The sequence below is a fragment of the Tractidigestivibacter sp. genome, from assembly GCF_057241865.1.
Genome location: NZ_DBHHPX010000042.1, coordinates 1 through 18,501, shown reverse-complemented (window position 1 = coordinate 18,501; position 18,501 = coordinate 1). Strand labels below are relative to the sequence as shown.

Here is an 18,501-nt window from a genome sequence, read left to right as displayed (position 1 = left end):
CATCAAAGCATCCGGTATCCGGCTCTCAGATGCAACGACTTGAAGATAGGAGGCAACCATGAAAGAGAAAAAAAGCATCATTCTACCAATTATGATCTGTTGTGCCCTGGTGGGCACACCAATGGCCGCTCTTGCAAAAACCGTTTACTACAAGGGTACGGCAGTGTACTGGAATTACGGTCGTAACGCCAAGGTCTTTGGTTTCTCAGACTGTAATAGCCAAAATTATGAGCATTGCTCTTCCTGCAATGGCTACTCTTCTGGTTGGGAGCAGCCAGGGACACTGTCAAAGGCTTGGGGCTGGATTGGGACAGCCACCCTTGAAGCGTACTGGAACTGCAGAGAATAGAGTTTCTTTAAGAGAGTCTATCGCGATATTTCTTACCAGTTCAGGTGAATGACTTCTCAATGGCGGTGCTGTATGAAGAAGACCTGGTCTGTCACCAACCTCATTGTCATAATCCTTCTCGCCGCGTCATCGTTTGTCAGTGCCAAGGGCATTTTGGAGATGCGCTCCATGCGCCTGGTCGAGTCTTGGCTGTCCGACAAGCCCAAGATGTATACCGCGCAGCTGACCGACAGTCAGAAGGATGAGTTTGTCGCGGTGCTGCGTGAGTTCTCCGAGGAGAGGGGCTTCACTGCGGTGGGCCGGAACAGGGAATCCCTGCAATCGGGGTCGGCGCTCTACACTTTTAGCGTACTGATGCCAGACTCTGCGGAAGGCGCAGATTTCGAACCCCTTGACCTTCTTGGTACCAGGGTTGTGGACGGCTCCGTGGCAAGAGAGATAAGTGCTGCAAATCCCGGCAGCTATGCGGGATATGGGAACGATGCCTTCTCACGGGTTGAGACGCTCCCCAGTATCAGAGCCGGACTCTACTTTAGAGTGGATAGGCTGGAATCGGGGTCAAGTCTCGGACGTACCTGCACGGTCATCGGACTTGATGATGGAGAATTCCAGACGCTTGTCAACGATCTGTCATCAGCCATTGGGGTGAGTGCAGACAGTCTCACCACCGAGATGTCTGGCTCGGCTACGGACACGGGCCTGATCTACTGGTTTTGCGAGGGGGCATTTGTCGTACTCGCGATAGTCCTCTGCCTTCTTACGGTGACTCACTCACTCCTTGAGCTCAGGACGCTGGGAGTACACCTCATGCTGGGCTGGAGCCGGAGGGCCTTTGCCGCCGAGCTGATAGCCAATCAAGCGGCGTTTCTCCCCGTCGTCATACCCATAGGGTTGTTTGGCTCGCTCGCTATCTTCGATGGGTTCTCCCTTGGCCCCGCACCCATAGCCTTTGCAGCCCTGTCCGTGCTGCCGGCGGTGATGGTGGTTCTCGTCTCCTGGGGCGTCTCCATTGTCCCCCTTGCCACCGTGCGCCCAGTCGACGCAATCTGTGGCCGCTATTCTCGCCGAGGCTTCTACGCGCTGGCCGTGTCGGTCTACCTCTTGTGTACAGTCGCGATATTCGGGGCCTGTCTGTACATCGACCAGCCTCTCGACATGTATGCCGCTCTTGTCCACACCCGCACCGTGTGGAGCGAATACAAAGACTGGTACGTGGTACGAGACTTTAGCCTGGATGGCTCACATTTTAAGGGCAACCCCATGAGCCTTTCCAAGGATATGTATGCGTGGTACGCCTCCCACGAGAGCGACGAGGACGTTTATCTGGTGAATACTACCTACTTCGATGCCACAGCCATTACGGCATACATGAGGGGGTCATCCGATGATATGCCAGAGCCGTTCTGGTATCTTGCGGCGTCTCCCTCCTACCTCAAGCAGGTGGGTATCGACGTCCCTAACGATGTCGTCGAGAGGGCCGAACATGGCGAGCGCGTGTACCTCCTGCCAGAAACCCTGGACGCCTCTGAGGCGGAGGCAATGAAGAGCTTCCTTGTTTCCGCCAGAAAGGTGTCCGACTCCAACATCGTCACCACATTCATGGAGAACCCCCAATACGAGTTCATCACCTACGACGGAGATCGTGAGCTGTTCACGTGGAGTGCGGATGCGGACCAGCCAACCACGGCGAGCGGCTTTGTGATAGGGGTCATCACGGCCGAGAACATGGTTCCCTTCGAATCGGAGAGCCTGGTGGCCTCCGGATTGGATAACGGGTACGTGAAGCTGGGAAACAGCGCCGCATCCCACCTGCTTGGCGATGATGGTGCCACCTCTTTGGGCAAATCTCTCGCTGTGCGCTTTGCCACCGTGGAGAACTACATCTCCGGCCTCCAAAAGAGCCTCATGGACCTCTTTGCCCTTTTTGGGATGGCTCTCTTTCTCCTGATGGCCACCGCGTCCGTTGTGGTTGCGTGCATCGTCGGCATTGTCAACCAGGTGAGCGCCCGCGAGATCTCCGTGAAGTACGTTTTGGGGTTTGGCGTATGGGAGCTGTATCGCCGTGAGGTCTTGTTTGTGAATGCCTCGACGATGGCGGGGATTGTCATCAGCGCCATCCTCAGATGCAACGCCGGCCTGCTGGTGGGCGCCGCCCTCTTGTGCATCTCCAACCTCGCCATTGTCATCATGTCACGGACGAGGACTGCGTCCGTTGTACTGGAAACCGTCTCAAGGGAGCAGTGATGCGTCCATACATTCAGATAGAGTCACTCTGTAAGTCCTTTGGTCAGCACAGGATTCTCTTGAACCTCTGCCTTGAGATACAGAAGGGGGATACGGTTGCTGTCACCGGTCCATCCGGCTGCGGCAAGACAACCCTGCTCAATATACTGGGGTTGCTCGATACTCCTGACTCGGGGGAAATCTACCTTGCGGGGACGAGGTATCCCAAGATAAACAGCACCGCAGCGATGCTTATGCGCCGCGACGAGATAAACTACCTTTTTCAGTCCTTTGCGCTGATAGAGTCGAGGACGGTCCGCGACAACCTCATGCTCGCCTTGCACTACACCAAACTGGATACAAACGAGAAGCTGTCCCGCATCAGGAAGACGTTGGCGCGCTTTTCCATCGACGACAAGCTGTCCTCTACCGTGAGTGAGCTGTCTGGTGGAGAAAAGCAGCGCGTGGCGATAAGCAGGGCCATGTTGAAGCCGGGAAACCTCATCCTCGCCGACGAGCCGACAGGTTCGCTTGATGCCCGGATGGCGGGCGTCGTTATGAGGTCGCTTGTCTCGGCCACCCACGACGCAGGCAAGACGCTCGTGATGGTGACGCACGACATGTCCATGGCGGCGGAGTGCGATTGCATCCTTCACATGTCGGACGGTGTGCTCCACGAAATGTGCTGAGCCGCCCCTCCGTCGGCCCCCGGTCGTCCTGCGGCCGCCGCCCCGCCCCGCTGCGGGCCGCCGCTAGCATTCTTTATCGGTATCTGGTAATCGTGGTTCTCGCGACCTGCGCAAACGCGATGCCAGTTTCACAGAAACCGCTAAAGAATGGCTATACTTGGTACACGAGTTACACTATGGGTCGCATGTATGGGGCGGGAGCCCCTGACGCCAAGGAGGTGCCATCCATGGGCGATGGTAGTCATGCTCGAGAAAACGCAAACTCAATGAGGTTGGCGCCTGCCAGAAGGGGAGACGGGCGCCGCCGGTAGCGCTGGTGCGGTTCCACCCTGTCCATCCAAGCCAATAGTGTGCCCGCCTCGTTGCCGGTTCCTGCGCAGCTGACGTCGTACTGTGTCCCTGCGTACATCCCCGGATTGGAGGTGGCCCATGAGGCTGCTCACCAACGGGTTCCTGTCCGGGCTGACAAGGACGGGGCTTATCGCTCGTCGAGCGGAGACGCCAACGGGGAAGACGTCCCAGCTCGAATGGTTGCGTCGTGTCTCCTCACTCGAGACGGAAGAGCTTCTCAACGAGTTCAACACCAGTCGTGGCGGCCTCTCTGCCGAGAAGGTCGAGCTTTCCCGCGCTGTATGGGGTCCAAACGAGGTAGAGCGCGCCCATCGCGACTCTGCTCCGGTGCGCTTCGCAAAGGCTTTCGTGGATCCCTTCACGGGAATCCTCGCACTTCTCGCCGTGGTGTCTCTTGTCACGGACGTTATTCTCGCCGCTCCCGCCGACCGCGACCCATCGACCTTCATCATCATTTTTGCGATGATTGCCGTCTCCGGAACTTTGCGGTTCGTACAGGAGGGCAAGAGCGACGACGCCGCGGCGGCGCTTGCCAAGACCATCCAGACCACGTGCAGCGTGGAGCGAGAAGGGACGGGGCGCGTGGAGATTCCCCTGGCAGATGTGGTTGTTGGTGATATTGTGCACCTCTCTGCAGGTGACGTCGTACCTGCCGACGCCCGCCTCATCCAGGCGCGCGACCTCTTCCTCGGCATGTCCTCGCTTACGGGCGAGAGCCTTCCCGTCGAGCGTGTGGCGGCACCGTGCCCCAAGCCCGAGAAGGACACCCGCGTCGCGGGGGACCTCGACAACATAGCGCTTATGGGTTCTACTGCGGTCTCGGGAAGTGGCGAGGCGGTGGTTGTCGCCACCGGCGCAAACACCATGTTTGGCGGCATGGCGACAAGCCTTGGTGCCAAGCGCGGCAAGACTGCCTATGACGAGGGAATCGCTTCGGTGAGCAAGCTCCTGCTGCGCCTCATGGTGGCCATGGCGCCTCTCGTCCTCGTTATCAACGGACTCACGAAGGGCGATTGGCTCTCGGCCTTGCTCTTCTCGCTCTCGGTTGCCGTGGGTCTCACGCCCGAGATGCTGCCCATGATTGTGACCACGTGCCTTGCCAAGGGCGCCGTGGACCTCTCGCACGACCGCGTGATCGTGAAGCGCCTCGATGCCATCCAGAACCTTGGTGCGATGGACGTTCTTTGCACCGACAAGACAGGTACCCTCACCGAGGACCACGTGGTGCTGGAACGCCACCTTGACCTCATGGGCAACGAGGATTCACGCGTGCTCCGCTATGCCTTTCTCAACAGCTTCTTCGAGACGGGCGTGCGCAACCTCATAGACTCCGCGATTATTACCCGCGCAAGCGAGGAGACTTCCCAGGGCGGGCGCGGCATCGATGCCGATGAGCTTTCTGCGAACTGGCGCCTTGTCGATGAGGTTCCCTTTGACTTCGAGCGCCGGCGCGTGAGTGTGGTGGTTGAGCACAAGGACGGCCGTCGTCGCATGGTCACCAAGGGGGCCATCGAGGAGGTCCTTCAGGTTTGCACCGAGGTCGAGTACGGCGGTCGCGTGGTGCCCCTTGGCGATGACATGCGCGAGAAGGTCCTGGCTACGGCCTACGATCTGGCTGATAAGGGCATGCGCGTTCTTGGCGTGGCACGAAAGGCCGATCCGGCCGATGTGGGCGTGCTCTCGGGCAAGGACGAGCAGGGCATGACGCTCATTGGCTACCTGGCCTTCCTCGACCCGCCTAAGAGAAGCGCCGCCCAAGCGGTGGCCGCTCTGCGAGAGCATGGCGTGACAACCAAGGTCCTCACCGGCGACTCGCTTCGCGTTGCGTGCACCGTGTGCGAGACGATTGGCCTACACGTGGAGGGGACCCTCGAGGGGGCGTCGGTCGCGCAGCTCTCCGATGAGGAGCTCGCGGAGAGGGTCGAGCACGTTACCGTCTTCGCAAAGCTCTCGCCCGACCAGAAGGTGCGCGTTGTGCGAGCACTCCGGACGCGTGGACACGTGGTGGGCTTCATGGGCGACGGCGTGAACGACGCTGCCGCCATGGGAGCTAGTGACTGCGGCGTCTCGGTTGACTCCGGGGCCGACGTGGCCAAGGAGGCTGCGGACATCATCCTTCTCGAGAAGGACCTTGGGGTCCTGGAGAGGGGTATTGTCGAGGGTCGCCGCACCTTCTTCAACATGAACAAGTACGTGAAGATGACCGCGAGCTCGAACTTTGGCAACATCTTCTCGGTGCTGGTGGCGAGCGTGTCTCTGCCCTTCCTGCCTATGACCGCCGTGCAGCTTCTTCTTCTCAACTTCATCTACGACTGCGCCTGCGCCGCCATTCCCTGGGACAATGTCGACGCGCGGGAGCTGCGGGCATCGCAGGCGTGGAGGTCCGGCTCGATTGCGAGCTTCATGCGTTGGATTGGGCCGACGAGCTCGGTCTTTGACATCGTGACCTTTGTGCTGCTGTTCTTCTGGGTGTGCCCGGCCGTGGCCGGAGGCGCCTGGCCTGCCATAGCGGGAGACCCTTCTGCCGCCGCTCTCTTCACGGCAACCTTCCAAGCTTGCTGGTTTGTCGAGTCCATGTGCACGCAGGTGCTCTTTGTGCATCTGGTGCGCACAGAGCGCGTGCCCTTCATGCAGAGCATGGCCGACTGGCGCGTGTTGGTTCTCGACGCAGGCGCAATCGTGCTTTCGCTGGTCATCCCGTTCACCGCAGCGGGTGCCGACCTCGGCATGGCATCGCTGCCTCCGGCGTTTCTCGCCGTGCTTCCAGTGGTTGTGGCCGCCTACGCAGCGCTCGTACTGGTGGTGAGAAAGGCCTACGTGCGCCGCTTCGGTCGCCTTCTGTAGGGGTGTTTCCTCTCCGCTCCTCCTCTCCATCTCCTCCCCTCGTTCTTCAGCGGAATTTGAGAATCGTCCTGCTCGCTAACTGGGCAAACGTGGCGCCTGATTCTCAAAAACCGATAAAGAACGGAGGGAGGGGAGGAGGGTCGCGCCACCCCGTGGCCGGGAACGGCTACCATGGTTGTGTTGGAACAACGCGGCCAACTGGGAGGCCTCATGGGTGCCGAGAAGGACGGACAGGGAGTCTCGCCGGAGCTCGATGACCTCTCGAGCACCCTCATGGGTCAGGCGTTTGACGTACTAGCCGAGGGCGTCAATCTGGATGTCATTCTCGCCGTCGAAGACGCCGCTGGCCACATTGCCAGCTACACCTTTGCCGATGACGGCCCGGAGGAATGTCTCGAAGGGGCCCGCAAGCGCGTCCGCGATCTCGTGCGCTCCCATGGTGACGGCGCGGCACAACTTGGTGACCCGGTGCGTTACGCCCTTGCCTACGAGGGTGCGGTTGCCAATGAGCGAGGTGCTTACCAGGACGCGGTGTTGCTCGAGTTTGGCGAGCAGGGCCGCACGAGCTTCTCAGCGTTCTCGCTTGTGGATGGCAAGGGTGCAGGCGACGGCTTTGCATGGACAGACCCTGCCCCCGCAGGTGAGGTAGAAAACCTTCTGGGGTAGTGCAGCGCGGCAGCCCTTGCCCGCTTTGGCGTATCATGTAGCAGTTTGCGTGGAACAGCGTGCCGTCGGGCCCGCTGGTCTCTGCGCTGGTATACAGTTGCCGCGAAATTGGTATCTGCTGACGCACGCGGCGTTGCGGCGTTGGCGAGCTAAACGAGAGGTGCCCATGCTCCAGGAGCAGATCAGAAACATCGCAATCATCGCCCACGTTGACCACGGCAAGACCACGCTGGTCGACCAGATGCTCAAGGCTACCCATGCCTTCCGTGATAACCAGCAGGTTCAGGAGCGCGTGCTCGACTCCAACGATCAGGAGCGCGAGCGCGGTATCACCATCCTGGCCAAGAACATCTCTATCGAGTACCAGGGCGTCAAGATTAACGTCATTGACACCCCAGGCCATGCGGACTTTGGCGGCGAGGTCGAGCGCGTGCTCAAGATGGCCGACGGCGCACTGCTTCTGGTCGACGCAGCGGAGGGCCCCATGCCCCAGACGCGCTTTGTCCTCTCTCACGCCATCGCCGCACATCTGGCCATCATGGTTGTTATCAACAAGGTCGACCGTGATGGAGCCAATCCCGAGAAGGCCCTGAACGACTGCCTCGACCTCATGATGGACTTGGGTGCCACCGACGATGAGCTCGAGTTTGCCATGGAGCACGTCGTGTACGCCTCGGCCGTGAACGGCTTTGCGCGCCTCGACCCCAACGACGGCAACATGGACATGTACCCGCTGCTCGACATGATCGTCGGTGCCATGCCCGCTCCCGATGTTGACCTCGCAGGCCCGCTGGCCATGCAGTGCGTGACCGTTGATCACTCCGACTACGTTGGACGCATTGGCATTGGTCGCATTTACTCAGGCACCATTCACGCCGGCGACAAGATCCTCGTTGTGAAGAATGACGGCAGCCGCGAGATGAGCCAAGTAAAGCAACTCTTCACCTTCGACTATCTTGGTCGCAATGAGTGTGGCGAGGCCCAGGCAGGCGACATTGCCGCCGTCGTGGGCGTTGGCCATACCGACATCGGCGACGTCTACACCGATCCCGAGAACCCCGTGGAGCTTGACCCCATCGAGATCGACCCGCCTACCATGTCCGTTGTGTTTGAGGCATCGACCTCGCCGCTCGTTGGCCGTGACGGCGATGTTGTGGGAGGCCGCCAGCTCAAGGAGCGCCTGATGACGGAGCGCGAGAACAACGTCACCATGCGCATCGAGGAGCTGCCTGACAAGACCGGCGTTGAGGTGGCCGGCCGTGGCATCCTGCACCTCTCGGTTCTTATGGAGCAGATGCGTCGCGAGGGCTTCGAGTTCCAGGTTGGTCGCCCTCGCGTCCTCTTCAAGGATGATGGTCATGGGCACAAGCTCGAGCCCATCGAGGAGGCCGTGGTCGAGTGCCCGGGCGAGTACTCCGGCAAGGTCATCGAGCTCTTTGGCAACTCCGGTGGAAACATGACCAACATGATCTCTGGCACGAAGCAGGACCACCTTGAGTTCAAGATTCCCACACGCGGCGTCATGGGTCTCAAGAACCGCATCTTGAACGTCACCCACGGCGAGGCTGTGTTCTACCACAACTTCCTCGAGTACGGTCCCATGGAGGGCGAGCTGGGTAAGCGCCAGAACGGTGCCATGATCTCCATGTCTACCGAGAAGGCCGTCGCCTACGCCCTGGGTAACCTCCAAGATCGCGGCGCACTCTTCGTGAGCCCCAGTGACGAATGCTACGAGGGCATGATTGTGGGCGAGCGTTCGAAGCCCGGTGACATCGTGGTGAACATTGCGCGTACCAAGAGCCTGGGCAACCAGCGTAGCTCCACTGCAGACGTCGCCGTGCAGCTCACGCCGCCACGCACCTTTACGTTGGAGGAGGCCCTTGAGTACATCATGGACGATGAGCTGGTCGAGATTACGCCCAAGAACATCCGCATGCGCAAGCGCATCCTGAACGAGACGGATCGTCGCAAGTGGCGCGTGCGCCATGGGATGGTGGACAAGTAAGCCGATCGACAAGCGGTTCAAACGTCTGGCGTTTGGGGTGAGGCATGGCAGAGTCCAACTCGTTCGGGGAGACCATTTGTGACCTCCGCAAGAGACAGAATCTGACGCAAGAGCAGATTGCGGAGGGGCTTTGCTCGCCCATAATGGTCTCGCGCATCGAGAACGGGCACCAAATGCCATCAAGGGCGCTCCTCGACGCCCTGCTTTCGCGACTCCATTCGAGCATGTATCAGCTGTGCAACGTGTACTACCAGAGCGAGCAGGACCGCGACTTCGAGGATAGGGCGAAGCGCGTCAGCATATTGCTCAACCGTGGCAGGTTGGACGAGTGCCCGGCCCAGCTCGAGCGCTTGGGCGAGGCGGTGCACGAAAGGCCGACGATCGACAGGTCTACCTCTCCCTGTCTGCTACGGTCTTGCTAAGCGCAGGTCAGGAGCCAGATGCCGCGCAGGAGGCGCTCTTGAAGATCGAGCAGGCGATACGGCTCACAAAGCCAGATATCGATCTCACGGATTTGCGGCACGAGTTGCTCTCAGGGGACGAGGCGCAGTGCCTTGCCCTCAGGGTTCCCGGCATCCTCTATGCAGGCCGGGCGGTCGAGGCAATACGGTTTGGGGAGGAGTTGCTCTCTTCGCTTGACCCATCAGGCCACGGACACCCTGGAATACCATGAGATACGGGTGAACGTCGAGTTCAACGTCTCCCAGTGCCTCGAGCTGGAAGGGCGCTATGCCGACGCTGCGCGCCTTGTCCGACAAGCAAAGGGCGAGTGCCTGGAGGAGCAGCTCCACTCCTACCTCCCGCAGCTCCTCTACTCAGAGGCCCGTATGGACCTTCGCGAGGGCCGAGCGGAGGAGTCCCAAAGGAAGCTCTCCGTCGTCATACCCTACCTGGACCTCATTGGCGACGCCGTGGGGGCTGCAGTCATGCGAGGGTGGGCGGCCCGTGAGCTTGGGGCCAGCCTTTAGGAGACCGACGCCGCTAGGGCCTGCCCCCTCGGGACTTATCGTCTGAGGTTATTTTTACACGGGCCGATATGGTACCTGCCCCTCCTCCACGAGATGATGTGTATGGACAAGTAAGAGGAGGTGATTGACGTGCAGAGGCAAATCGAGAGGCAAGTACGGCATAGCAACGGTGGTGTGAGCATTAAGATTGAGATTACCATCGGCTAATTGTCTTGTGGCCGGCGGCGATGGAGTTGCTTTCAGTAAGCAACATCATGCCGTCGGCCCCTTAGACAGCGTTTCAAATGAACGGATGGCATTATGCGATACAGCTCCTACATCGTCAAAGCCGTGGGGTGGGGTCGCCTGGCTTTGCTCATGGCTCTTTTGCTGGGCTTCCAGATACTGTACGTTGGAATCGCCCTACTGCTGAGCATGCTGCTCGATCTTGTGGCCACGTCGGTTGCGACCGCAGACCCCGCACTGATCCTGCGCTTCCTGATTTTCGCCCTCGCCTACTCTGGCGTGCTTGGGGTTCTCGTCGTGGCCTACGGAAGATACAAGGCAAGCCTGGTCCGGCGGGTGATGACGAGCTTGCGGTCGCAGGTTGCCCACGGACTCATATATACAGAGGGCAAGACGACGTCACGGCCCAGGGGGACAGCGCACGGCACCTGACCATGCTCGGCCAGAACATGGACACGCTCGAGAAGGACTGGCTCGGTGGGTTCTTCGGCATCGCCGATTCTGTCGTCAAGATGGTGATTGCAGGTGCGATGCTCGTGTACATCAACCCCCTCGTGGCAGTCGTGTCGGTGGCTGGCATGGCGCTGCCCTCGCTGGTGCTCCGCCTGCTGGGAGGTCGCCTGTCCTCATACCAGGAAAGCATAGTGAGGAGCACAAAGGAATACAACACGTGCGTGCGGGACGTATCAAAGGGGACCGAGGCCGTGCATGCGTTCCGCGTGGAGCGGACCGCAGAGGCCCTCCACGACGAGGCTGCAGGGAAGCTCGAAGGGGACAAGGCCTCGCTCTCGAAGCTCATGGCTTGTGTCACCGGGACGGCAGGTGTGCTTGGGGTCATGTCCCAATTCACGATCATGGGCGTGACGGGCCTGTTTGCCATCAACGGTATGGTGACGATCGACAGCGCCGTGGCTGTGACGCAGCTCTCGGGAGAGGTCATATCTCCCGCGACGGAGCTCCCTTCCAAGCGCGCCCAAGTGCGGGCATGTCATCCCATACTTGACCTGATTGACGGCCTGGCGACCGCCCATCGTGATGGCGATGGAAATGACATCGTGGAGCGGAAGCCCGTTGTGCGCTCATTGAGCTTGGACTCCGTGTATTTCTCCTATGCTGACGCAGAGGAAGGTGTTATGCAGGACTGCACCGCACGCTTCGAGGCTGGCAGGAAGTATGCCATCGTGGGCGACAGCGGGTCAGGGAAGAGCACGGTCTTGGGGCTCTTGTCCAAGACGTTGACTCCGACCTCAGGAACCATCTTGACGGATGACAAGAAGGATGCCATTCCAGACGCGGCCTTCATCCATCAGAACGTGTTCCTCTTCGAGGACACGCTTGGCGCGAACATAACGCCAAGAGGCTCCTTCACGGACGAGCAGGTCATGCGTGCCATCTCCCTTGCAGGCTTGGAAGGCGTCGTCAGCTCCCTGCCCCAGGGGCTCGACACGCCTGTCGGGGAGGACGGCTCCAGGCTCTCGGGAGGCGAGCGCCAGCGCGTGGCAATCGCCCGGGCGCCCCCGTACGGCAAGACCACGATCCTTGCAGATGAGGCCACGTCGGCCCTGAACGGCCGTATGGCAGAGCAGGTGAAGGACGCTCTGCTCGCACTCGACGGCGTTACCGTCATAGAGGTGACCCACCACCTGAGCCTCCAGCGAGAGCGGCTCTATGACGGAGTTCTCGTCATGGAGGATGGGCGTCTGCACGAAAGGGTGGACGCTACAGGTCGCGCCCTCCGCGCTGGGTGCGGCGAGTAATGCGCTTGGAGCGCGCGACGCCCTCGGCCTTCGCGGTGGCCAGGAGACAAGGGGGCAGTCCCCTCCTTGTCTCATTTCTCGCGGTGGTGCGTTCTCCTCGTGGCGCTCCTTGACCGAGAGACGCGTCTGGTGAGCCTGCGCACGCCGCCAGCCACGCGGGGTGCCAGGTTAACGTCATTTGGTGAAATCACGTTGTAGTGGAGCGACCAGCGCCTGAGGCTCATGGTTACCGCCACACACAGGATGGCAGCCCAGGGCTTTCCCAGCCAGAAGATTAGGACTGCCCCATAGTAGACGGTTGAGCCGGCAAGTGCGCAGAGGGCATAGTAGTTGCTTGGCTTAAAGATGCGCGGGATATCACCCAGGAAAACGTCACGGAGCATACCCCCGCCCACGCCCGTAAGGGTTCCCATGAGGATTGCTGAGAACGGCAGGAGCCCGTAGACGATGGCCTTATCGGTACCCATGAGGGCAAAGAGTCCAACCGAGATGATGTCAACCCACTCGATGAGGCTGGAGAACCGGTCAAGGAGTCCCGGAAAGCAGAAGGCGATACTGCCCATGCCGGCAGCAGCTGGTATTGCGTAGGGGGAGGAGAGCATGTAAACCGAGTCCACCTGCATGGTGATGTCCCGGATGAGCCCGCCACCCAAGCCGCAGAGCATTGCGAGACCAACAAACCCTACGAGGTCGAGCTTTCTCTCTCGTGCCACAAGGATGCCAGATACGGCGCCAACCATCAGGGCTGCCAGGTCGAGCCAGGCAGGCAAAGAGACGGCGGCCATCTCGGGGCCAAATTTTGAGAACAGCTCCGGCATCCTGACTCCCCAGAGGTTTGACGGGCAAATATCTTCTCGCATTTTTGCTGCTGCGTGAGCGACCGTACAGGCAAGAAGGCGAGAATAACCGGTGGAGAGAAAATCGACCTCCCCTCACTGACGAACTTACGATATACTAGCCGTCGCAGTTCTTGGAGAGTTGTCCGAGTGGCCGAAGGAGCACGATTGGAAATCGTGTATACGCCTAAAGCGTATCCTGGGTTCAAATCCCAGACTCTCCGCCAGTAAATCCAGCGGCGTCCCATTGGGGCGCCACTTTTCACCCCACGGAGGGGTGGCAGAGTGGTTGAATGCGGCGGTCTCGAAAACCGTTTACCCCTTCGGGGGTACGAGGGTTCGAATCCCTCCCCCTCCGCCATTTGACGGCAAGGGCAGGTGCCAACTGGCGCCTGCCCTTTTTCCATCGCGACGCGGCACGACCCGTCTGCTGTAGGAAAAGAGTGTAGAAACTATGTACGAATTTCGTCTCGCTACGAGCTTTGGTTTCAAGTTTTCCTGCGTTTCTCGCCCCCAGAGCCCTACCCGTAAGCTGCCTGTCCGAAAGCGGTATGCGCAGCGTCAAATAAGTGTCAGGTGCCAGCCGTACCCTTTGGGCATACCAAGAAGGATGCGTGGCTGGGCTAAGGCGTAATGATGGCAGGTCGCATGGGGTTTATGGATTCGCGCAGACCGCAGATTGCAGGGGGAGTATCTGCAGCAGCTGTGATACGATACCAAATCGCATGCTTCCTGCCCTGGGCGCAAACCTTCACGACCTAGGGCCATCAGCCCAGAGGAGGTGACACCATGAAGGCCTATGAACTGCTGTTCTTTGTCGATCCCACGAGCAACGAGGAGACTCGCGCTGGCGTCATGAAGCGCATCGAGGTCGCTATAACCACTGACGGCGGCACCGTCGACTCCGTTGAGGAGTGGGGCAAGCGCAAGCTTGCCTACGAGATCGACCACCTCACTGAGGGTGACTACACCCTCATCAACTTCCACGCAGATCCTTCCCAGATCGCAGAGCTCGACCGAGTCCTGCGCATCAGCGATGCCGTCAAGCGCCACATGATCGTGGCTCGCACGGACAAGGACTAGTCAGCGGAAGGTGGGCCTTGCGCCCGCACAGAGAGGTAGTGAGCAACGTGAGTATTAATAGAGTGAACATCTCGGGCAACCTCACCAGGGACCCGGAGCTTCGTTCCACCGGTGGCGGCACCCAGGTCCTCTCCTTTGGTGTCGCAGTCAACGACCGTCGTCGCAACCAGCAGACCGGCGAGTGGGAGGACGTTCCCAACTACGTCGACTGCGTTGTGTTTGGCGCTCGTGCCGAACCGCTCTCGCGCTACCTCAGCAAGGGCTCCAAGGTCGCTATCGAAGGAAAGCTTCGCTATAGCTCCTGGGAGACCAAGGAAGGTCAGCGTCGTAGCAAGCTCGAGGTCGTCGTGGACGAGGTCGAGTTCCTGTCCAGGAACCAGGGTGCCGCACCACAGCAGCAGGGTGCTCCTGCCCAGCGCTATAACAACGCGCCGCAGCCGTCCCAGCAGGCTCCCTACGCGCCCGCGCCGCAGCCGGCTCCGGCTCAGTATCCTGCCCAGCAGAACTACTCCGCCCCAGCTCCGGCAGCACCGCCTGTCTCTGCGCCCCCCGCAGCAGACGTCTATGATGAGGACATCCCGTTCTAGTAACAGCAAGGGCGGCCATTGGGCCGCCGGTCGAAAGGCAAACCAGACATGGCTCAGCAGCAGAAAAAGCAAGAGTTTCAGCGCCAGCCGCGTCGCAAGTACTGCCAGTTTTGCAAGGAGGAGACCGAGTACATCGACTACAAGGATGTGCAGCTCCTTCGCAAGTTCATGACCGACCGTGGCAAGATCAAGCCCCGTCGCGTCACTGGCGCCTGCACGCAGCACCAGCACGATATCGCGGTTGCCATCAAGCGGGCCCGCGTTATGGCGCTCCTGCCCTACACCGTCCCCGTGGTCTCCAGCCGCGGTGGCCGCAGCCGCGGCTAGGGTGCGGGCGTAAAGAGAACCACTAGGTCATGACGACGGAGAAGCATACAGACGAGCAGACCAGGGCCCTTGCGCTCTGGGACGCATCTAACCCAACGGAGAGCTCGCCCGAACAGGGCGGGATCGTTCCTGCGGGGGACGGTGCACAGGCACCGCGTGGCGGATCGTCGCTCATCGTCGGGCTTGTCATCTGCGCACTTGGCGGAGCCATTGCTGGATACATCCCCATGCTCGGGTGCTTCGCCATTGGCTACGGTGCGGTTATCACGCTTGCAGCGCGTAACCACATGCAGACCCTTGCAACACTTGCCTGTGCGCTCGTGCCAGCGGCGGTCGTTGCTATCGTGGCCGAAGTCGCGACGGCCCCAAGCGTGCTCGTTGCCTGTCTCATAGGCATCGGGACGGCATGGGCCACATCGCGTAGCAAGCTGTCGCTTACGGTTGCGTTCGCGCTTGTTGTATGTGGCACCTTCGCGCTCATCGGCGTAGATGTAATCCAGCTGCAGTCCATGGGCTCCTCCATGGCCGACATGATCACGGACCTTGTGAATGCGTATGCCTCGGGCATTAGCGTTACGTCCGTCTCAGCGGCAACGCAGATTGAGGAACTGCGCGCCATGCTCCAGGTGTACTGGCCTAGCGCGTACCTCTTCGTGGCCCTGATCGAGTTCCTCTGCAGCCTTCTCGGCGCACGAGCGTCAGCAAGACGAGAGGGGTTGGGCGCAACGTTGCCCGCATTCGCCCGCTACGACGTCCCCGTGTGGCTCGTCGGCGTGCTTGTGGCCGACATCCTAGGGCTTACTGCGGTGGGGCTTGTTCCGGCAGCGTACAGCACCGCTGTGAACATGGTCTCCGCTAACGTGCTTGTGGCACTCAGGATTGCGTTTGCAGTCCAGGGCTTTGCCGTCATCGCCTGGATCATTCGGACCAGGCATGTGGGTGCCTTCGCGGGGGCCTGCACCATAATCGCGGGTCTCGTTCTCGAGAACCAGCTTTACGTCATGACCGTCGTGGGGCTTGTCGATGTGTGGAAGAACTTCCGCCACCTTCCTAGGGGCGTGAAGACCACCATCCAGAGCAACACGGATCAAGATCAGAAGTCGGCATAGCCGACTGAACGAAGGAGTGTCCCATGAAAGTCATCCTCTTGGGTGAGCTCCGGGGCAAGGGCGGAGAGGGCGACGTCGTCGACGTAGCCCAGGGCTTCGCGGAGAACTATCTCTTCCGCAACAAGATTGCCCAGCCCGCTACCCCCGGCAACCTTAAGCAGCTCGAGCAGCGTCGCGCCAGCATCGAGAAGCGCGAGGCGGAGCGCATCGCTAACGCCGAGGCCACCAAGGCCATCCTCGACGGGAAGCTCGTGAAGGTCGACGCGAAGATTGGCGAGGAGGGCCAGCTCTTCGGCTCCGTCACCTCTCAGCAGATTGTCGAGGCCGTCAAGGCCCAGCTCGATGTTGAGGTCGATCGCAAGCGCGTCGTCCGCGGCGCCACGATTAAGACCGCCGGCCGTCACGCCGTCGAAATCAACCTCTACCGTGAGGTCAACGCGAAGGTTATCGTCCTCGTAGGCGATGAGCCTGTTGCCGAGGAGCCTGAGCCCGTTGAGTCGACCGAGGCTGTAGAGGCCACTGATGCCACCGAGGCCGCCGAGTAGCCTTAGGGGTTTTCGACCAGGCTGGCCCTCAACTGGGGATTTCAACAACCCCAGCAAGTCAGGAGCATCGGTTGTGGTCCTCGGCGAGTAGTCGCCTAACACAAATTTGCCCCGCATGCACATGCCGCGTGCGGGGCAAACGCCCGAAAAATGCATACGTATGGCTATTCAACTGGGATAATATCAAAAAAGCGGATATTTATACCAAATCAGCTGGATAGCTCCGAACGTAATGAATATTTAAGGCCTTTGCTCCAGAAGGCCTTCTCGGATGTTAACGCACCGCTTGCCAAATTGTTGAAAACGTTGAAAACTCTCAAAGTGCCCGCTCAGAGAGAGGCGTTTTTAACATCACTTGTAGAAGACTGGAGTGCTTTTTCGCTTGCCGCAGGTAGAAGGCTTACGGTCGGCGATTGGTTGGTGATGAACCGCGGATGCTCAATGCGGTAGCATCCAGAGGACGAGAAATAGCGGGCAGAGATGGAGAGGGGTGCAGCACGGTGGCGCAGGACGGGTACGACATCAATCCCACTCAGATGACGGCGACGTCTGATGTTGCGATGCCACAAGACCCCGAGGCCGAATCCTCGATTCTCTCGGCCATGCTCATCTCGCAGGACGTTCTGCAGGAATGTCTCATCGAGTTGGATCCGGATGACTTCTACATCCCCTCAAACCGCAAAATCTACCTAGCCATGCATGAGATGTTCGACCGCAACATGGCAGTGGACACCATCTCTCTTGCGGACTTCCTCAAGAGCCAAGGGGAGCTTGAGCGCGTGGGTGGCAGGCCCTACCTGCTTGACCTTGGCAACAACTCGCTTGCGCTCGTTGGATGGCGGCGTCACGTTGAGATGCTGCGTCGCGACTCCACACTGCGTCGGATGATTTCTGCTGCCGCACAGATCACTGCCTTGGCCTATGATGCCCCCGAGGACACCAAGGAGGTCGTGGACAAGGCCGAGAAGATGCTGCTCGACGTCACTAACAGGGACGTGCGTTCTAGCTACCAATCCATCGATACCATCATGAGCGACCTCTTCGACCAGCTCTCGGACATGTGCGAGAACCAGATCTCCGAGCTGGGAGTGAAGACCGGCTTTCCTACCATCGATTCGAAGCTCCTTGGCTTGCGTCCCGGCCAGATGGTTGTCATCGGTGCCCGCCCTGGCGTTGGTAAGACCTCGTTTGCGCTCAACCTGGCAGTGAACGCAGCGTTCAATGGTGCGTCGGTTGCGTTCTTCTCGCTCGAGATGGGCAAGATCGAGATCGCCCAGCGCTTGCTCTCGGCACAGTCGGGCGTCGGCCTGCAGGAGATTCGCTCGGCGCACATCCAGAACGACCAGTGGCCCGAGCTCATTCGCGGTACCGATGAGCTCTCTGGTCTGGATATCATGGTCGATGATACGCCCGGCACAACCGTCACCGAGATTCGCGCCAAGGCCCGCCGCATGCTCCACGGCAAGAAGCTCGGCCTTGTTGTGGTGGACTACCTGCAACTCCTCTCGCCCCCTGCTGGCATGCGCCGCGCCGACAGCCGTGCCACCGAGGTCTCGGAGATGTCCCGTGGCATCAAAATCATGGCCAAAGACCTCGAATGCCCCGTCATCGCCCTGTCGCAGCTCTCGCGTCGCGTGACCGAGCGCACCGGCAAGCGTCCCGAGCTCTCGGACCTTCGTGAGTCCGGCGCAATCGAGCAGGACGCCGACATCGTCATCCTCCTCGACCGTTCCATGGACGAGGAGGAGGCCGCCCGCGACGACCGTCCGGACATGGGTGTGACCAACTTCATCATCGCGAAGAACCGCTCGGGCGCGCTTGGTGACGTCCCCCTCACCTTCGTGGGCAACAAGACCAAGTTCCTCGAAGTCACAACCCGTTACGACTGATATGTAGATAGACTTGTCAAGTGGCAAAGGTGGGCCAGCCTCCGACTT

Annotated in this window: 18 protein-coding genes and 2 tRNA genes; 19 read left to right on the top strand and 1 reads right to left on the bottom strand. The window is 60.1% G+C overall.

Annotated elements, in window-relative coordinates; translation table 11 throughout:
* Window positions 1-58 precede the first annotated feature (58 nt).
* The 11 genes from ACO59D_RS11295 to ACO59D_RS11245 all read left to right on the top strand — a co-directional run bounded on the left by ACO59D_RS11295 (window position 59) and on the right by ACO59D_RS11245 (window position 12,077).
* Window positions 59-349 carry a hypothetical protein gene (locus tag ACO59D_RS11295; protein ID WP_485127067.1) on the top strand — a complete coding sequence of 97 codons (291 nt, stop codon included), beginning with the start codon at window positions 59-61 and terminating at the stop codon, window positions 347-349.
* A 72-nt stretch (window positions 350-421) separates the two neighbouring features.
* On the top strand, window positions 422-2,593 hold the full coding sequence (locus ACO59D_RS11290; protein ID WP_485127066.1) for a hypothetical protein: 2,172 nt from the start codon (window positions 422-424) through the stop codon (window positions 2,591-2,593).
* A complete protein-coding gene (locus ACO59D_RS11285; protein ID WP_130811510.1) occupies window positions 2,593-3,261 on the top strand; it encodes an ABC transporter ATP-binding protein in 669 nt (222 codons plus the stop codon). Before ACO59D_RS11290 ends, ACO59D_RS11285 begins: the two co-directional genes overlap by 1 nt.
* A 429-nt stretch (window positions 3,262-3,690) precedes the next feature.
* Entirely contained in the window at window positions 3,691-6,456 is a 2,766-nt protein-coding gene (mgtA, locus tag ACO59D_RS11280) for a magnesium-translocating P-type ATPase (RefSeq protein ID WP_485127065.1), read from the top strand.
* A 210-nt stretch (window positions 6,457-6,666) separates the two neighbouring features.
* Window positions 6,667-7,122 carry a hypothetical protein gene (locus tag ACO59D_RS11275; protein WP_485127064.1) on the top strand — a complete coding sequence of 152 codons (456 nt, stop codon included), beginning with the start codon at window positions 6,667-6,669 and terminating at the stop codon, window positions 7,120-7,122.
* Window positions 7,123-7,288: 166 nt separating this feature from the next.
* The gene (gene typA / locus ACO59D_RS11270; RefSeq protein WP_485127063.1) at window positions 7,289-9,127 is read left to right on the top strand and encodes a translational GTPase TypA; all 1,839 of its coding nucleotides are present in this window, start codon (window positions 7,289-7,291) and stop codon (window positions 9,125-9,127) included.
* Between the two features lie 44 nt (window positions 9,128-9,171).
* Window positions 9,172-9,549 (top strand): helix-turn-helix domain-containing protein, encoded by a 378-nt coding sequence (locus ACO59D_RS11265; RefSeq protein WP_485127062.1) that lies wholly within the window; start codon window positions 9,172-9,174, stop codon window positions 9,547-9,549.
* A gap of 38 nt (window positions 9,550-9,587) precedes the next feature.
* A complete protein-coding gene (locus ACO59D_RS11260; protein WP_485127061.1) occupies window positions 9,588-9,800 on the top strand; it encodes a hypothetical protein in 213 nt (70 codons plus the stop codon).
* A 7-nt stretch (window positions 9,801-9,807) separates the two neighbouring features.
* Entirely contained in the window at window positions 9,808-10,095 is a 288-nt protein-coding gene (locus tag ACO59D_RS11255; RefSeq protein ID WP_485127060.1) for a hypothetical protein, read from the top strand.
* 300 nt (window positions 10,096-10,395) lie between these two features.
* The gene (locus ACO59D_RS11250) at window positions 10,396-10,752 is read left to right on the top strand and encodes a hypothetical protein (protein WP_485127059.1); all 357 of its coding nucleotides are present in this window, start codon (window positions 10,396-10,398) and stop codon (window positions 10,750-10,752) included.
* Window positions 10,753-10,754: 2 nt separating this feature from the next.
* Window positions 10,755-12,077 carry an ATP-binding cassette domain-containing protein gene (locus tag ACO59D_RS11245; protein ID WP_485127058.1) on the top strand — a complete coding sequence of 441 codons (1,323 nt, stop codon included), beginning with the start codon at window positions 10,755-10,757 and terminating at the stop codon, window positions 12,075-12,077.
* A gap of 71 nt (window positions 12,078-12,148) precedes the next feature.
* On the opposite strand, the gene ACO59D_RS11240 is transcribed toward ACO59D_RS11245, so the two are convergent.
* On the bottom strand, window positions 12,149-12,895 hold the full coding sequence (locus tag ACO59D_RS11240) for a trimeric intracellular cation channel family protein (protein WP_485127057.1): 747 nt from the start codon (window positions 12,893-12,895) through the stop codon (window positions 12,149-12,151).
* Window positions 12,896-13,049: 154 nt separating this feature from the next.
* On the opposite strand from ACO59D_RS11240, the gene ACO59D_RS11235 reads away from it, so the two are divergent.
* The 8 genes from ACO59D_RS11235 (at window position 13,050) to dnaB (ending at window position 18,453) form a co-directional block, all read left to right on the top strand.
* Window positions 13,050-13,140 (top strand) — tRNA-Ser (locus ACO59D_RS11235).
* 44 nt (window positions 13,141-13,184) lie between these two features.
* Window positions 13,185-13,274, top strand: a tRNA-Ser gene (locus tag ACO59D_RS11230).
* Window positions 13,275-13,702: 428 nt separating this feature from the next.
* Window positions 13,703-13,996 carry a 30S ribosomal protein S6 gene (gene rpsF, locus ACO59D_RS11225; RefSeq protein WP_130811519.1) on the top strand — a complete coding sequence of 98 codons (294 nt, stop codon included), beginning with the start codon at window positions 13,703-13,705 and terminating at the stop codon, window positions 13,994-13,996.
* 47 nt (window positions 13,997-14,043) lie between these two features.
* On the top strand, window positions 14,044-14,583 hold the full coding sequence (locus ACO59D_RS11220; protein WP_130811520.1) for a single-stranded DNA-binding protein: 540 nt from the start codon (window positions 14,044-14,046) through the stop codon (window positions 14,581-14,583).
* Window positions 14,584-14,631: 48 nt separating this feature from the next.
* On the top strand, window positions 14,632-14,910 hold the full coding sequence (rpsR, locus tag ACO59D_RS11215; RefSeq protein ID WP_059052580.1) for a 30S ribosomal protein S18: 279 nt from the start codon (window positions 14,632-14,634) through the stop codon (window positions 14,908-14,910).
* Window positions 14,911-14,939: 29 nt separating this feature from the next.
* Window positions 14,940-16,019: a DUF2232 domain-containing protein gene (locus ACO59D_RS11210; protein ID WP_485127056.1), complete on the top strand. Its 1,080-nt coding sequence runs from the start codon at window positions 14,940-14,942 to the stop codon at window positions 16,017-16,019.
* Window positions 16,020-16,042: 23 nt separating this feature from the next.
* Window positions 16,043-16,564: a 50S ribosomal protein L9 gene (gene rplI, locus ACO59D_RS11205; protein WP_485127055.1), complete on the top strand. Its 522-nt coding sequence runs from the start codon at window positions 16,043-16,045 to the stop codon at window positions 16,562-16,564.
* A gap of 536 nt (window positions 16,565-17,100) precedes the next feature.
* Window positions 17,101-18,453 (top strand): replicative DNA helicase, encoded by a 1,353-nt coding sequence (gene dnaB / locus ACO59D_RS11200; RefSeq protein WP_485127068.1) that lies wholly within the window; start codon window positions 17,101-17,103, stop codon window positions 18,451-18,453.
* The last annotated feature ends 48 nt before the right edge of the window (window positions 18,454-18,501 follow it).

Excerpts from the sequence above, each read along its gene's own strand:
- ACO59D_RS11295 (WP_485127067.1), top strand. The coding sequence starts at position 59 with ATGAAAGAGAAAAAAAGCATCATTCTACCAATTATGATCTGTTGTGCC.
- ACO59D_RS11290 (WP_485127066.1), top strand. The coding sequence starts at position 422 with ATGAAGAAGACCTGGTCTGTCACCAACCTCATTGTCATAATCCTTCTC.
- ACO59D_RS11285 (WP_130811510.1), top strand. The coding sequence starts at position 2,593 with ATGCGTCCATACATTCAGATAGAGTCACTCTGTAAGTCCTTTGGTCAG.
- mgtA (WP_485127065.1), top strand. The coding sequence starts at position 3,691 with ATGAGGCTGCTCACCAACGGGTTCCTGTCCGGGCTGACAAGGACGGGG.
- ACO59D_RS11275 (WP_485127064.1), top strand. The coding sequence starts at position 6,667 with ATGGGTGCCGAGAAGGACGGACAGGGAGTCTCGCCGGAGCTCGATGAC.
- typA (WP_485127063.1), top strand. The coding sequence starts at position 7,289 with ATGCTCCAGGAGCAGATCAGAAACATCGCAATCATCGCCCACGTTGAC.
- ACO59D_RS11265 (WP_485127062.1), top strand. The coding sequence starts at position 9,172 with ATGGCAGAGTCCAACTCGTTCGGGGAGACCATTTGTGACCTCCGCAAG.
- ACO59D_RS11250 (WP_485127059.1), top strand. The coding sequence starts at position 10,396 with ATGCGATACAGCTCCTACATCGTCAAAGCCGTGGGGTGGGGTCGCCTG.
- ACO59D_RS11245 (WP_485127058.1), top strand. The coding sequence starts at position 10,755 with ATGCTCGGCCAGAACATGGACACGCTCGAGAAGGACTGGCTCGGTGGG.
- ACO59D_RS11240 (WP_485127057.1), bottom strand. The coding sequence starts at position 12,895 with ATGCCGGAGCTGTTCTCAAAATTTGGCCCCGAGATGGCCGCCGTCTCT.
- rpsF (WP_130811519.1), top strand. The coding sequence starts at position 13,703 with ATGAAGGCCTATGAACTGCTGTTCTTTGTCGATCCCACGAGCAACGAG.
- rpsR (WP_059052580.1), top strand. The coding sequence starts at position 14,632 with ATGGCTCAGCAGCAGAAAAAGCAAGAGTTTCAGCGCCAGCCGCGTCGC.
- ACO59D_RS11210 (WP_485127056.1), top strand. The coding sequence starts at position 14,940 with ATGACGACGGAGAAGCATACAGACGAGCAGACCAGGGCCCTTGCGCTC.
- rplI (WP_485127055.1), top strand. The coding sequence starts at position 16,043 with ATGAAAGTCATCCTCTTGGGTGAGCTCCGGGGCAAGGGCGGAGAGGGC.
- dnaB (WP_485127068.1), top strand. The coding sequence starts at position 17,101 with ATGACGGCGACGTCTGATGTTGCGATGCCACAAGACCCCGAGGCCGAA.